This window comes from Rhodococcus sp. LB1 (genome assembly GCF_001583455.1).
GTDB lineage: Bacteria > Actinomycetota > Actinomycetes > Mycobacteriales > Mycobacteriaceae > Rhodococcus_F > Rhodococcus_F opacus.
On the sequence record NZ_LTCZ01000006.1, the window covers coordinates 1 to 13,190 of the forward strand.

General features: G+C 68.2%; 13 protein-coding genes and 2 pseudogenes. 6 read left to right on the forward strand and 9 right to left on the reverse strand.

Translation table 11 applies throughout. The features are described from left to right. Window positions 1–172: 172 nt before the first annotated feature. Both AZG88_RS01400 and AZG88_RS01405 read right to left on the reverse strand, forming a co-directional pair. Window positions 173–586: pseudogene (locus AZG88_RS01400) on the reverse strand (DinB family protein); the annotation flags it as partial. Between the two features lie 76 nt (window positions 587–662). Further along, window positions 663–1,529 (reverse strand): helix-turn-helix domain-containing GNAT family N-acetyltransferase, encoded by an 867-nt coding sequence (locus AZG88_RS01405; protein WP_061696820.1) that lies wholly within the window; start codon window positions 1,527–1,529, stop codon window positions 663–665. A gap of 101 nt (window positions 1,530–1,630) precedes the next feature. Here AZG88_RS01405 and AZG88_RS01410 point away from each other — a divergent pair, with 101 nt between their 5' ends. From AZG88_RS01410 to AZG88_RS01425, 4 genes are all read left to right on the forward strand, one after another. Continuing rightward, complete coding sequence (locus tag AZG88_RS01410) at window positions 1,631–2,881, forward strand: NAD(P)-binding domain-containing protein (protein WP_061696835.1); 1,251 nt, start codon at window positions 1,631–1,633, stop codon at window positions 2,879–2,881. Window positions 2,882–3,141: 260 nt separating this feature from the next. After that, window positions 3,142–4,074 carry an ATP-binding cassette domain-containing protein gene (locus tag AZG88_RS01415; RefSeq protein ID WP_061696821.1) on the forward strand — a complete coding sequence of 311 codons (933 nt, stop codon included), beginning with the start codon at window positions 3,142–3,144 and terminating at the stop codon, window positions 4,072–4,074. Next, window positions 4,071–4,877 carry an ABC transporter permease gene (locus AZG88_RS01420; protein ID WP_061045065.1) on the forward strand — a complete coding sequence of 269 codons (807 nt, stop codon included), beginning with the start codon at window positions 4,071–4,073 and terminating at the stop codon, window positions 4,875–4,877. Before AZG88_RS01415 ends, AZG88_RS01420 begins: the two co-directional genes overlap by 4 nt. A 475-nt stretch (window positions 4,878–5,352) precedes the next feature. Next, a complete protein-coding gene (locus tag AZG88_RS01425) occupies window positions 5,353–5,982 on the forward strand; it encodes a sigma-70 family RNA polymerase sigma factor (RefSeq protein WP_061696822.1) in 630 nt (209 codons plus the stop codon). Between the two features lie 579 nt (window positions 5,983–6,561). On the opposite strand, the gene AZG88_RS01435 is transcribed toward AZG88_RS01425, so the two are convergent. Both AZG88_RS01435 and AZG88_RS01440 read right to left on the reverse strand, forming a co-directional pair. After that, window positions 6,562–6,894, reverse strand: coding sequence for a WhiB family transcriptional regulator (locus AZG88_RS01435; protein ID WP_442971694.1), 333 nt, complete (start codon window positions 6,892–6,894; stop codon window positions 6,562–6,564). Then, window positions 6,891–7,181, reverse strand: a complete 291-nt coding sequence (locus AZG88_RS01440; RefSeq protein WP_061045072.1) for an ANTAR domain-containing protein — start codon at window positions 7,179–7,181, stop codon at window positions 6,891–6,893. The genes AZG88_RS01435 and AZG88_RS01440 overlap by 4 nt, the downstream gene beginning before the upstream one ends. Before the next feature lie 295 nt (window positions 7,182–7,476). On the opposite strand from AZG88_RS01440, the pseudogene AZG88_RS53240 reads away from it, so the two are divergent. Beyond that, a pseudogene (locus AZG88_RS53240) lies at window positions 7,477–7,695 on the forward strand (STAS domain-containing protein); the annotation flags it as partial. A gap of 37 nt (window positions 7,696–7,732) precedes the next feature. After that, the gene (locus AZG88_RS52435) at window positions 7,733–7,948 is read left to right on the forward strand and encodes a hypothetical protein (protein ID WP_179443165.1); all 216 of its coding nucleotides are present in this window, start codon (window positions 7,733–7,735) and stop codon (window positions 7,946–7,948) included. Window positions 7,949–8,250: 302 nt separating this feature from the next. Here the strand turns inward: AZG88_RS52435 and AZG88_RS01450 are convergent, their stop codons facing one another. The 5 genes from AZG88_RS01450 to AZG88_RS01470 form a co-directional block, all read right to left on the reverse strand. Further along, window positions 8,251–9,186: a DUF5677 domain-containing protein gene (locus AZG88_RS01450; protein WP_061045071.1), complete on the reverse strand. Its 936-nt coding sequence runs from the start codon at window positions 9,184–9,186 to the stop codon at window positions 8,251–8,253. Between the two features lie 147 nt (window positions 9,187–9,333). Beyond that, entirely contained in the window at window positions 9,334–9,537 is a 204-nt protein-coding gene (locus AZG88_RS01455) for a cold-shock protein (RefSeq protein WP_005241629.1), read from the reverse strand. A gap of 1,415 nt (window positions 9,538–10,952) precedes the next feature. Then, complete coding sequence (locus tag AZG88_RS01460) at window positions 10,953–11,372, reverse strand: excalibur calcium-binding domain-containing protein (protein ID WP_061696824.1); 420 nt, start codon at window positions 11,370–11,372, stop codon at window positions 10,953–10,955. After that, window positions 11,369–12,841: a multicopper oxidase family protein gene (locus tag AZG88_RS01465; protein ID WP_061045062.1), complete on the reverse strand. Its 1,473-nt coding sequence runs from the start codon at window positions 12,839–12,841 to the stop codon at window positions 11,369–11,371. Before AZG88_RS01465 ends, AZG88_RS01460 begins: the two co-directional genes overlap by 4 nt. Next, a complete protein-coding gene (locus AZG88_RS01470) occupies window positions 12,841–13,122 on the reverse strand; it encodes a hypothetical protein (protein ID WP_061045061.1) in 282 nt (93 codons plus the stop codon). The genes AZG88_RS01465 and AZG88_RS01470 overlap by 1 nt, the downstream gene beginning before the upstream one ends. Window positions 13,123–13,190 lie beyond the last annotated feature (68 nt).

Sequence of the window (13,190 nt, forward strand, 5' to 3'; positions counted from 1 at the left end):
CGGGCGTACGCCCGGGCAGAGGAAACAGGAGGATTCGACCCCCGCGCCGGCTGGGCCGACGGTCAGTGATGTCGGGCACGACCCGAACATGCCCCCCAATACGGTGCGGGTGCTGCGACAGGAGTTCGGGATCGACATCTCCGACCAACATCCCCGTCACCTCGACACACATTCAGCCGAGGGTGAGCTGGTGGCGGTGGAAGTCGAAGTGAAGGCCAGGGTAGCGGTAGAGCTGTTCGGCGGTCATGTAGTCGTCGAAGAACGGATCCCAGCGGACCGGAAAGTGCATGCCACGGTGCAGGTTCACCTCCGTTTCCCGGGCCAAGGAACGTTGCAGCGACGCAATGAGGCGGTCGAAGTGGCGGCCCATCCGGCGTCGGTTGTAGACGCGCGCCGCCAGGGCGGAGCCTCGATAGTTGACCTCGTCGAAGACTGGGGTGGCGGTATCGAGCGCGCGGGCGAACCGTCGGCTCGCACCCTCGGGCAACCGGGAGAACATCCGGATCAGCAGGAGCAGCCGGCGAACCACCATGTAGCCGAAGACCATGTGGAACAGCTCGACGCCGCGAGTTCCGTCGAGCTCTCGCGGCGTTCATCCGGTACCCGGTGGACCAACGAGCAGCTGCTGCTCGGACATGATGCGCCCCAGCTGATTCGGAGGGTTATCCGGCGACGGGGGAGCGGCGTTCGAGGACGACGGTGTCGCGCCAGATGCCGTCGAGCTGGGCGATGCGTTCGCGCACCCCGATGGTGCGGAATCCGGCGGAGTGGTGCAGGGCGATGCTGGCCCGGTTCTCCGGGAAGATCGAGGTCTGCAAGGTCCACACTCCGGCCTCGTCGGCGGCGATGACCTGGGTGCGCAGCAGGGCCTTGCCGACGCCGCGACCGCGCATACCGTCGGCGACGTAGATCGAGTTCTCGGCGACGCCCTGGTAGCAGTCCCGCCCGGAGGTCGGGGTCAGCGCCGCCCAGCCGACCACGACGTCGTCGATCTCGGCGACCCACCGATGCCCGGGCAGCCACAGTCCATCGAGAGTCGTCTGGAGGGGGACCTCGGTGGTGAAGGTGGCGGTGCGGGTCGCGATGCCCTCGCCGTAGATCCGGCGCACCGCCTCCCAATCCTCGTCACGCATGGGGCGCACGGTCACGTCGCCGGGCAGGTCGTCCGGGCAGCACGGTCGCGGGGTCAGCACCCCCATCACCGCATCGGCGGCGTGCGGGAGTCCGGTGCAGCAGGCCGGGTCGACCACGACGACGCTGCTGGTGCGGTCCTTGTGGACGGTGACGAACCCGACATCGGCGAGCTTGCGGACGTGGTGCGAGACGGTGGGCTGCCCGATGCCCAGGGCCTCGGCCAGCGCGCCCACGGTGATCCCGGCGGGCCGGGAGGCGACCTGATGCAGCAGCCGGACCCGGGTGGGGTCGGCGAGGCAGGCGAACCAGCCGGCGTAGGTGACCGCGTCCTCCGGCGCCAACGCATCCACCTGATCGGCGGCGGGGCGGACGGCCGGCATGTCCAGGGAAGTCATGTCCTTAATTATATCGACATTCATCGATGGTTGCATTCATCGACGTGCATCGATACTCTCCGTTCAAAGGATCGATGAACGTCGATGAAAGGATGATCGAGATGAACACCTTGCCCGTAGTCGTCGTAGGCGGCGGACCCATCGGCCTCGCCGCCGCGGCCCAATTGCGTGAGCGCGGCCTGACCCCGCAGGTCTTCGAACGCGGTCCGGTAGCCGGTGCGGCGATCTCCGAGTGGAACCACGTGCGGCTGTTCTCCAGTTGGGCTGAGCTGATCGACCCCGCCGCCCGCCGCCTCCTCGATGCCACCGGCTGGGTGGCCCCGGACGACGACGCGTACCCGACCGGCCAGGACTGGACCTCGAACTACTTGCGACCCCTCGCCGCCGCCCTCGGCGACATCGTGCAGCTGGGCACCGAGGTGATCGGCGTCGCCCGCCGCGGCCGCGACCGGGTCGTCGACGCCGGCCGCGACACCGAACCCCTTTCCGTGCACATCCGCCGCGCCGACGGCACCGAGGACCGCATCACCGCGCAGGCTGTCATCGACGCCTCCGGCACATGGACCACCCCCAATCCGCTCGGTGGTGAAGGCCTGCCCGCCCTCGGCGAGCGCGCCGCCACCGAGGTGATCGAGTACCGGGTCCCGAACATCGACGACCCCGACGTGCGCACCCGGTACGCGGGCAAGCACATCGTGATCGCCGGCAGCGGGCACTCCGCACTGACCGCCATCGTGGCGCTGGCCAATCTGGAGAGCCCGGGCACCCGGATCAGCTGGGTGCTGCGCCGCGGCGACGTCGGCTCCACCTTCGGCGGCGGCGAGGACGACCAGCTGCCCGCCCGCGGCGCCCTCGGCCTACGCGCAAAGCGGGCGGTCGACGCCGGACTGCTGACGGTGGTTCCCGGATTCCGCACCGCCACCATCGAACCCGACGGCGACAGCGGCCGGGTGGCGTTGATCTCAGACACCGGCGCCCGCATCGAGGACGTCGATCGGGTGGTGGTGCTCACCGGGTTCCGGCCCGACCTGTCCTGGCTCTCGGAAATCCGCCTCGGCCTGGATCCGGTGCTGCAGGCCCCGGTCGAGCTGGCGCCGCTGATCGACCCGAACGTGCACTCCTGCGGCACCGTCTACCCGCACGGGGTCGCCGAACTGTCCCATCCGGAGCCGAATGTGTTCCTGGTCGGGATGAAAAGCTACGGCCGCGCCCCGACGTTCCTGGCGATGACCGGGTACGAGCAGGTCCGCAGCATCGCCGCCGCCCTGGCCGGCGACCACGACGCCGCCGCCCGCGTCGAACTCACGTTGCCCGAGACCGGCGTCTGCGGTGGCGCCGGGGTGCCTGCCTGACCGCGCCTCGTGCCGCAGCTGATCGAACAGTGCTCCTTCCCGTCTCTGGCCGCTCACCCGGCATCCCGCATTGCCGGCGCAGCAAGATCGGCACCGGTCCCTGACCTAGTTCTGCGTCAGGTGCGTCCAACTCGAGGTTGGTTCGTCTGAGGAAGCGGACTCCCACTCACCACCGGGTGGGAGCACACCCTCCGAGAGGAACTTCCGATGACCACCCACCCGATAACCCGCCCCGCCCCTTACCGGTTCAGGGGTGTGCGATGAGCGCCCCGGCCGTCGTGGTCGAAGATTTGCACGTCGCCTACGGCAAAACCTGGGCACTCGACGGCGTCGACCTGACCGCCGCCGCAGGGACCACGCTCGGGGTGCTCGGCCACAACGGCGCCGGCAAGACCACCCTGATCCGCACCCTCACCACCCTGGTGCGTCCCACCGTCGGCCGCGTGCAGATCGAGGGCCTCGATATCGTCGCCGACGCCGACCAGGTGCGCCGCCGGATCGGGGTGACCGGCCAATACGCCGGCCTCGACGAATTCCTCACCGCCCGAGAGAACCTGGAGCTGATCGGCCGCCTGACCGGGCTGCGCCGCACCCCCGCCCGCGCACGAGCGGACGCTCTGATCGACCGGCTCGGGTTGGACGAGTACGCAACTCGGCGAGTCGGGGAACTCTCCGGGGGCTCGCGCCGCCGGATCGATCTGGCCGCGAGCCTGGTCGGGTCCCCGTCGGTGCTGTTCCTGGACGAGCCGACCACCGGCCTCGATCCGATCGCCCGCGCCGGGCTGTGGGACGTCGTCGACGAGCTCACCGAGGCGGGCACCACGGTCGTGCTCACCACCCAGTACCTCGAGGAAGCGGACCGGCTCGCCGACCACATCGTGGTCCTGCGCCGGGGCCGGGTCGCCGCCCGCGGCACCCCCGCAGAGCTGAAACGGATCGTCGGCGGCAAGGTCGTCAGCGCGACCGTCCCCGCCCATCAGCTCACCGCGCTGCCGTTCATCCCGGACACCGATCCGCGGGTCGACGACAACCGGGTTCGGGTGTCGGTCACCGTCGACGACGCCCCCGCCGCGATCACGCTGGTCGCAGACCTGCACGACCGCGGCATCGAGGTCACCGACCTGGACGTGACCTCACCGAGCCTCGACGACGTCTTCACCCACCTCACCCACACCACCGGAGCCCACAAATGACCACCACCACTGCGATCGGGCGCCCCTCGGCCTTGGACCAGCTCGCCGCCCTGACCGTCCGGAACCTGCGCACCAGCTCCCGTGTTCCGCAGTTGCTGATGTTCTCGCTGACCATGCCGATGGCGATGCTGGTGCTGTTCAGTCAGGTGTTCCGCAGCGTCGCCGCCGGACCGGGTTTCCCGGCCGGGGTCAGCTACATCGTCTTCCTCACTCCCGCGATGCTCGCCGTCTCCACCGTGATGGCCGGCACCAACGCCGGAGTGTCCGCCGCGATCGATCACACCAACGGCCTGCATGACCGGTTCGCGGCCCTGCCGATGCGGGCGGCGTTGCCGGGGGTGGCTCGCACCATCAACGAGGCCGTCTTCACCCTCGCCCGGGCTGCTTTGCTCGGGATCGCCGCCGTGGCCTTGGGTTTCGAGTTCCACGGCACCGCAGGTGATGCCGTCGCCGCGGTCATCGTGCTGGTGGTGCTGGCCGGGGCGATGAGCGCCCTGTTCGGGCTGATCGGGGACCGGCTCCGACGGCCGGACGTGGTCCAGTTCGCCGGGATGATGGTGATGATGCCGCTGATGTTCATCTCGAGTGCGTTCGCGCCGATCGAGACCATGCCCGGCTGGATGCAGGCCATGGCCACGGTGAATCCGGTCGCGCACGCCACCGATGCCCTGCGCGGCCACGTCCTCGGCACCGCCACCGCCGGCGACACCGCCGCAGCCCTGGTTGCGGCGATCGGGTTGTGGGCGGTGGTGACCGCCGTGCCCGCCTTCACCCGCGTGGTTCGGTCGGCACGCACCCGCTGAACAACGAACCCGCCCCGCCTCTCCCCACAAGGGAGAGACGGGGCGGGTTCTGGTGTGCGCTCCTCGTGCGGATCCGGGCATTCTTCCGGCCCCTACCCGTAGAGACGGTAGGGGCCCGGCTGGTGTGCTGTGGTCAGCGGATGCGCCCGGAGCGGGCGTCGACGGCGCTCATGCGGCGGCGTCGAGCAGATGCAGTTCCTCCGCCACGATCAGATCGACCTCTTCGCTGGTCAAACCCGACAACAGATGTGTGGTCAGCATCGCTCTCACCTCCTCACCGCGCTTCAACTGGTACGTCGAACCGGAGAATCCGAAATCGACATCGACACCCATACAGACGAGGAACTTCGGATTCGGACGCAGGTGCGTCCGATGACGGTCACTGTCGTCCGTACCTCTGGAAGGACCCTGACCCAGGGGGTCGCCACCGCGCCTCGGGGCGGGGATCCTGTAAGACGGAGAGGAACCACAGATCATGAACGAGGACACGGCCACCACCGCGACGACACCGCAGTCGGCACCAGCTGATCTCGACCAGCTCTGGCGCCGCTTCTCGAGCGACTTGCGGGCCTTCATCGCCCGCCGGGTCTCGCGACCCGAGGACGCCGACGACATTCTGTCGATCGTGTTCCTGCGGATGGCCAAAAGCCTGGACAACCTGCGCGAGCAGGACCGCCTCCTGGGGTGGATGTATGCCATCACCCGCAACGCGATCACCGACTACTACCGGTCCGCGCCCCATCGGCGCGAGCTGGCGGTCGATACCGTCCCCGACAACCCACTCGACGGCGAACCGGACGACGACGAGACGGCGCAGAAGGAACTCGCCTCCTGCCTGGTGCCGATGCTCTCGAGGCTGCCCGCCGAGCAGGCCGCGGCGGTGAAGATGGTCGACCTCGACGCCCGAACCCACGCCGCGGCCGCCGGGGAGGCGGGAATCTCGGTGTCCGGGATGAAATCCCGCGTTCAACGCGGCCGCGCCGCCCTCCAGGCCCAATTGCACGCCTGCTGTCAGATCAGCCAGGACCGGACCGGTCACGTGCACGACTACCAGCCCCGCAGCGGATCCTGCGCCTGCGGAGCCACACCCTCGGACGACCGGTAGACCGGCACACCGGCTCTCGTGACAGCGATCGCACGCCACCGCGTACAGACGGCGGTGCGGTGCGAGTACACCTTCGCTCGCACCGCACCGCCGTTGTTGCCGAATGAACGGCTACCGGCAGCCGCATCCGCCGCCCGCCGTCGCCGCACCGCAGCACGTCGACTTCTCACTGTGATCGCAGCAGGTTGCTTGTCGTTCGGTGCTGCAACACGTGGGCGCCGCAGCCTGTGGCGTTGCGTCCGTCCGATCCGTCGCCGGGTTTTCGAACTCGTTGGGGTTGGTCATGGTGACTCCTTGATCCGTGGGGATGGGTACCAGATCAGACGGAGAAGATCGAGAATGGACGCACTGACCGTCGGCAGTAGCCGAGGCAAGTGGTTCGTGCCCGGGCCGTGCACGCGGGGGGTGCTGCGGTTCCGCTGGACGACTACGGATTCGACGTGTGACGTACAGCGCTCGCCCGAGACGTACAGCAGATCGCCGTCCTCGACGCCGCACCGGTCTGCGACCGGTCGGCGGCTGAAGAGTCGATGCCGACCGTCGTAATCGCGGTACGGTCGGTCACGGGGTGGGGTGCTGTTAACCGAGTGGTCGGCGCTCACCGCGGTGGAGTCGCTTGGTGTGCCTTCGTCGGTCCGTTTCCGTCATGCCACCCCACACACCATAAGGTTCACCCACCGCGAGCGCGTGATCGCGGCACTGTTCGAGCGCGGGGCAGGGCAGGCAAATCTGCCGGGCCTGTGCTTCGCGCCGGTTGCGGGCGTGGCCGCGTTCAGCGTCGGGTGAGAAGAACACTGCCAGATCGTTTCCACGGCACGCGGCACGTGCCTGCCAGTCACCGGAATCGCGTGTGACGTTGTCCCTGCGCGTGGGGGAATCGATGAGGGGCGGCGGATGCGGCATCGTGTTCATTCGAACTCTGCCGGCGTCGTGGGCACCGCACGTTGCGGGGGGACCGCAATGTGAGGTTCCTGCTGCTCTCTCCGGCCGTCAACGGCCGATGGCCGGGACAGGACGTGCTCGGCCGCGTTGGCTACGCTGGCGTGGTTGCGGCGGGCGATGTCGAGGAGAGCATCGAAGGCGGCATCCTGGCCGCAACCATAATGCTCGGCCAGGAGTGTTGCCGCGGCGGACAGTTGCTGTGCCCGCGCGTTGTCCGAAGGGTCCCGTCCGTCTGTCGCAGCGGTGTCAGTTGGCACGGAGAGTCCTTTCGCGGCGTACGCGGTCCAGGCGGCCTGGGCGGCCACGCATCACCGCCGGCGCGGCGGGTTCTCTCTTCAGAGTCGTCGGCGAGACGACCGGAGAACACCGACATTCACCTAGTCATACCTAGGCGCGTGGTACGACGAGATTCAGCATCCGGCCACGATGTGCCACGCGTCGCAGTTCACCGACGCCGTTCGAAATGACGAATCGTTCGGCGATTGCCACCTGGGAACCCTGGTGGTGACTCGACGACACGAGGTACGGGTCGAGAGTTCTCGTTGTCGTCGATTGCCGCCGGGGTCCACGACGACTACGGAAGGGGGTGTGGCTGTAGTGAGTCCGGCCGGCAGGCTGAACATTGTTGCACCACCCCGCCTGCGAGAGCTGTTGCGCGACTCAGTCGACGGCGGAACGACCCGCGTGGTGGCCGATCTCAGCGCCACCGACTTCATCGACTCCTCGGGGCTCGGGGCACTCATCTCCGATCTCGAGGCCGCCCGGAAAGCCTGGACGAGGTTTCCACGAACTCCTCGCGGACCTGTGGGTGCACGACCCGCTGGACGTGCGCCGGCGCATCGAGTTCGAGTCCGCTGTCGCCGAAATCGCGCCGAGCATCGTCGAACACACTTCCGGTGACAGCGTGACCATGACGCTCGAAGTCCGGGCGCTGCCGGACCGGGTTGACGCAGAACCGACAACGGTCAGCCGGTGCACCGGGGCCGGGATCCACCGCGCTGACACATGCCGGATCATCGGCTAGGTGGATCCGTCGGTGTAGAGCACAGCCTCCGGCTCGCTCGCCGGTGTCGGCGGTGGAGCCGGGAAGGCAGGCGAGGCCGGCGAGCAGATCGACGACCGGCGACGGCTCTGGTGCCCGGGGCGATTCGTCCTCGGTGCCGCGACGGGACTTCCCAGGTAGGCCGGCCGCCCACACGAACCCGTTTCCGGAAGACGAGACCCCGGCCAGTCATGTGGTGCCACGATTCCCGGCGCGTCGGAAGCGTTGGGCCCCGAATCGGGCGACTGTGGTGAGCCCGTCGAGTCCAGGCTCGTCGGGTGCTGTTATCGGTCCAGCACAGTGGTGTGGCCGACATGAGACGGGATGAAATTGTCAGGTGGGGCGGTCGTTGGGGGGATAGGCCACTCACGAGCATGGACGAGGGGAACCGCGCTCGTCTCCATCAGACGAGCGACGGCGGTCACTATTTCGTCGTCTTCGAGTGAGCCGTCGCTACTGATTCCGGCCCTGTCCAACATCGGTACGGCTACCCGCCAGGTTTCGACGTACAGCCGCCACAATCGGTCGAGGGCGAAGGAGGCGAGGTGCTCACGAAACGCAGGCTTGTCCGTGACCAGCATTCCGGTCGCTTCTACCCAGCCACGGCGCATGATCTCGCCGACCGAGAAGTGCAGCGCCCGGCTCGACGCCGCGTACAGGTAGTCATACAGCTCGCGTTGACCGACACGGTCCGCGACCCACACCCCCGTCGGTACGATGCCGCCCGACCACCCGTACTGCTTCTTCAACACCCTCAGCACAGCTCTGGACTCCTCGCTCTTGGCAACTGCCCACTCGAGGAAGTATTTGGGATACCAGAGCCGCGCCATCTCCTTGTCCCCGACATAGTTTCGCTGCGCGAGCAGTGCCCGTAGGGAGTCGAAGTTGCCCATCGACACGAACAACTCTTGGGACTCCTCCAGGTCGAGAGACGCGAAGAACCCGAGATGCATCACGTCCTCGAGGGCCGCGCAAACAAATGCCACGGCCAGATGACCCAAGTCGTGTCGGCTGAGCAGTACGGCGGCTCGAATGCTTTCCTGCTGGCGACGAAGGGAATTGTTGACGGCCAACAGCCGGTAGTCCTTTTCGACGTCGGCCCACTGCAGGTCGCCGACAGTCAGCACATGTTCGGTACAGTCCGCGAAACGTTCCACCGCCTCGATCCGCACGTCCAGGGGCGTCCAGCGATGAATCGGTCCGTCAGTGTCTTCCGGCATCGGGCTCATCACGTCAGACGCTCCGTGGCACGCACACGGCTCGGTGGTCCGCTCGGGGCGATCCTCGCTATCTCATGAGTTTCCAGGCCGGCGACGAGGGGGCCTTCCCGCTCGAGGACGTCAGCTCGCCGCACGGCGCCGATCGGCTCAGGCAGGGCGCACATTCTGCGCCTGAAGCCCCTTCTGCCCCCTGCTGACCTCGAACTCCACCCTCTGATTCTCCTCGAGCGACTTGTACCCGCTGCCCTGAATCTCGGAGAAGTGGACGAAGAGGTCCGCGCTGCCGTCGTCGGGGCTGATGAATCCGAAACCCTTCTCGCCGTTGAACCACTTCACCGTGCCCTGCGCCATCGTCGTTCACTCCCTGCCGCCGGTGAACCGGCACCTCCCACCGAGGGCCGATCTCAAACACGTCCTCGGTCCGAACGATCGCAGAAGAGTGCCACCTGTGTGTAGAGGCAAAGGTCCCAGGCAACATGCGCACCCGCTCGCGAGCGCGGGGCGTGCGCGGGGTCGTCTGCGGCTCGGGCGCGATACGGACTGGTACCGCACAGTCGGTTCGATACCCGTAGCGTGCGCGGCACCGTCAAAGACCACGAAACGTTCCGCGGCCAGGACCACACCGTCGTCAATCTCGACACCCTCGAACCCGCCGCCTGACACGCGGCACCAAGCGCCGATCGCGCGCCGGGCCTCGACGAGACATCCCGACAACACCTCTTCGAAGGCCGCCTATCTCGGCGCCCATCTGCGACCGGTAAGGACCAGGCATACCTCCGCTGATTCGCCCGACCTACCGCCTGACCGACCCAACCCTGACCACCCGCCCCTGGGTTCCGCCCTGGTCATGTCGGCCCCACCACCACTTTGTTTCGCCGTCATGACGGCATCGAGATGCGCCCGCCGAACACCGATCTGCTGCTCTGGGACACCCCGTTCCTGATCGCCGGTCACCGCCACGGCGTCTTCGACCTGCGCCACCGACCTGGCTGGTAGTGGCTGGACTGGACGCTCGCCGACCCCGTCACCCACGACCACCACAGAGCCACGGCGCCCGCACACGGTGTCACCCCGGTGGCGACGAGCGGCCACGGCAGAGATCGGCAATGTTCACCCTCGGGGCCGCTGACACGGCAATGATCCTGGTCGCGCCGTCCGCAGCGACGGTGGGGACCACGACGACAGTGTCCGTGCAGGGCACCGTCGCGACCACCGGTCCAGTCGCGTTGACCGCGAACGTTGCGCCCGCAAACGCCACCGGCACAGTGGAGTTCAACGAGGAGAACACCGTGACCCCCCACGGCGGCCGTGGCGAACGGGACCGCCGGCGTCAACCACACCTTCGGCACGACTGGCGCGCACGTTGTCACCGCAAGATTCACCGGAGCCGCCGGAACTGGCCTCGACCGGCTGATCCGCGTTTCCGATACCCTCGCACCGGCGTCACTCCGAAAGGCGCGCCGATTGTCCGACTCGGCCCCGGCGCGGTGGCCATCGTCTGCTACGACGAAGCCGACGAATACCCGTACATCGCGTCCATCGACTCGCGCGGCGAAGTCGGCGAGCGACGCGTCGACGCACTGACACTATTCGAACGCCTGCGCGCAACCCCGTGGGCGCTGCTACTGACGCCCGATGAAGGCGACGTCTCCGACAGGAACGGCGCGCGCCGCCCCGCAGGGGGTGACCAACACTCATGGTCGAGGACGCGTCTGTGTAGCCGCGACGGGGCATGCAGGCGGTTCAGAGAGGGGCGAATCGGTCGTCTACCGGAAGCAAGCCGGAATCGCCGCGATCCACGACGGCGTGGACCCGATGTTCCGGCTCCACTTGTCGCCGTCCTTGTCTCGGTCGAGCTTCGTCGAGTATCCGGGTTCGCCTTGGTAATTCGGTGCGGCGTCGGCTGCTTTTGCGTCGGCGCAGGATGTGTAGCTGACAGATGATTGCGGAGCGGTGTGGATCGGCGCCGGGGGGTGCCGGGACGACGGGCTGGCGGGGGGAGCGACGCCAACGGTTGTCGTGGCGGGCGCCGCGCCCACGGTCGACGCGGACGGTGAGATCAAGTACCACGAGTCGTACACCACGATTCCACAACGACCGAGCCCGGCCAACCGCAGCCGTGCGCGGGTCCCGGCGGCTCTCCGCCAACGAAAATTCTTCGATCGCACGTTCTCGGTGGGGGTCATCGCGCCTCGATGACGCCCATCATGCCAAGGTCTTCGTGGTCGAGGATGTGGCAGTGATAGACGGTGCGGCCGGGGTAGTCGTCGAACGCCACGCGGACCGTCACTCGGTTGCGGGCCGGGATGTTGACCACGTCCTGCCAGGCGATCTCGGTGACCTCCCGTCCGCCGGTGCGCAGGAGCTGCATCGGCCACACATGCAGGTGCAGCGAGTGCTCCATAGGCGAGTCGTTGACGAGGGTCCATTCCTCGACAGTGCCCACCCGTACCGTGTGGTCGGTGCGGTCGGGATCGTACTCGCGGCCGTCGATCGTGAACCGCATCCCGCCGGCGCCCATGGCCATTACCATTCCCACCCCGAAGGTGAACGTCCTGGTGGCGGCGACGGTTTCGCGTCTCAGGTCACGCGGCGACGGCTGCGGGGGAACCGGAGCCGGCGGCGAGGCGGCAGCACCCGCGACCTCGACAGTGGCAAGGACCGTCCCCGTCGCATCCCCGCCCGGTGACGAGGGATCGCCCCTGCCCCCGCGCCCCATCATGCCCATTTCGCCCCGGTCGACCGGCAGGGCCAGCAACTGCCCCGATCCCGCCATGGACACCAACAGGTCGGCGCGGTTTCCACCGGCCAGCACGAACTCCTGGACCGGTCGCGGCTCGGTGAAGCGGCCCGAGTCCAGGCCGAGCAGTCGCAGCTGTTGCCCGTCCAACCGAAGGCGTAGGTACCGGCTGACGCAGGCGTTGACGATGCGCCACCGTTCGAGCGTGCCCGGGGCGGCGGTCATCGTCGGACGGAGCTGGCCGTTGACCAACACAAGATTGCCCTCCCGGCCGACCATCCGGTCCATTATCGAGGTGGGCGCGATCCGCCCGGCACCGTCGAGGGTCAGATCGGAGATCACCAGCACCCGCTCCCGGGTGACGGGCACCGGATCGATGTCGTCGACGATGATGGCGCCGTACAGGCCACCGAAGATCTGGTCGGCGACCAGGTGGTGGTGGTGCGGGTGATACCAGTACACCCCGGACGGATGAGTATCGGGCAGCCGGTATTCGTAGTCGAAGTCCTGGCCCGGCTCGATCCGCAGGAACGGGTTGTCGCCGTTGCCCGCAGGGGAGACGTGCAGCCCGTGCGGGTGCAGGTTGGTCGGCTCGGACAAGCGGTTGCGCAGCGTCACCCGGATCCGGTCGCCGGGCCGCACGCGCAAGGTGGGGCCGGGCAGTCCGCCGTTGAACCCGAGGACCCGCGCCCGGCCCCCGGCGACCGGAAGGTCCCCCTCGGCCGCCGTCAGCGCGAGCGCGAGTTCTCCGCCGCTGCTCGAGAGCACGCTCGGTTCGGACAGTTCCGCACCGACCGCCGCGTCGAATCGGGTGCCTCGGCTGCCCTGCCAAGCCAATCCGAGCCCGCCCGCGAGCACGCCGGCCAGGCCCAGGCCGCCGAGTTGCAGTGCGCGGCGGCGGCTGACCGGTTCCATCAGTCGCCGCCGTCGAGCATGCGCCGCCGGTCACCGAACTCCTCGGCGTCGATCTCCCCCCGGGCGAAACGCTCCTCGAGGATCTCGCGGGCCCGGGCCTGCCCGGCCGGCGGCGCGGGGTACCGGCCGGTGCGGCCCGTGATGTGGCTGTCCGGTCGAGATGTCGCGCGATACGTCAGCAGTCCTCCCGCCACCATGAGCAGCAGAAGCCCGACCACCAGCAGCGCACCGAACACCCACACCCAGCCGGCTATGCCCCCACCGCAGTCGCCGTAACGCATCTGCCGCCTCACCTCCGTCCGGGGGAGACCCGATGCTGTCGCCCCGTCGCTTCCCATAATACGCCGGG

What these genes read in the sequence shown, in the direction of transcription:
- AZG88_RS01405 (WP_061696820.1), bottom strand. Translation starts at nt 1,529, where the DNA reads ATGACTTCCCTGGACATGCCGGCCGTCCGCCCCGCCGCCGATCAGGTG.
- AZG88_RS01410 (WP_061696835.1), top strand. Translation starts at nt 1,631, where the DNA reads ATGAACACCTTGCCCGTAGTCGTCGTAGGCGGCGGACCCATCGGCCTC.
- AZG88_RS01415 (WP_061696821.1), top strand. Translation starts at nt 3,142, where the DNA reads ATGAGCGCCCCGGCCGTCGTGGTCGAAGATTTGCACGTCGCCTACGGC.
- AZG88_RS01420 (WP_061045065.1), top strand. Translation starts at nt 4,071, where the DNA reads ATGACCACCACCACTGCGATCGGGCGCCCCTCGGCCTTGGACCAGCTC.
- AZG88_RS01425 (WP_061696822.1), top strand. Translation starts at nt 5,353, where the DNA reads ATGAACGAGGACACGGCCACCACCGCGACGACACCGCAGTCGGCACCA.
- AZG88_RS01435 (WP_442971694.1), bottom strand. Translation starts at nt 6,894, where the DNA reads ATGAACACGATGCCGCATCCGCCGCCCCTCATCGATTCCCCCACGCGC.
- AZG88_RS01450 (WP_061045071.1), bottom strand. Translation starts at nt 9,186, where the DNA reads ATGCCGGAAGACACTGACGGACCGATTCATCGCTGGACGCCCCTGGAC.
- AZG88_RS01455 (WP_005241629.1), bottom strand. Translation starts at nt 9,537, where the DNA reads ATGGCGCAGGGCACGGTGAAGTGGTTCAACGGCGAGAAGGGTTTCGGA.
- AZG88_RS01460 (WP_061696824.1), bottom strand. Translation starts at nt 11,372, where the DNA reads ATGACCCCCACCGAGAACGTGCGATCGAAGAATTTTCGTTGGCGGAGA.
- AZG88_RS01465 (WP_061045062.1), bottom strand. Translation starts at nt 12,841, where the DNA reads ATGGAACCGGTCAGCCGCCGCCGCGCACTGCAACTCGGCGGCCTGGGC.
- AZG88_RS01470 (WP_061045061.1), bottom strand. Translation starts at nt 13,122, where the DNA reads ATGCGTTACGGCGACTGCGGTGGGGGCATAGCCGGCTGGGTGTGGGTG.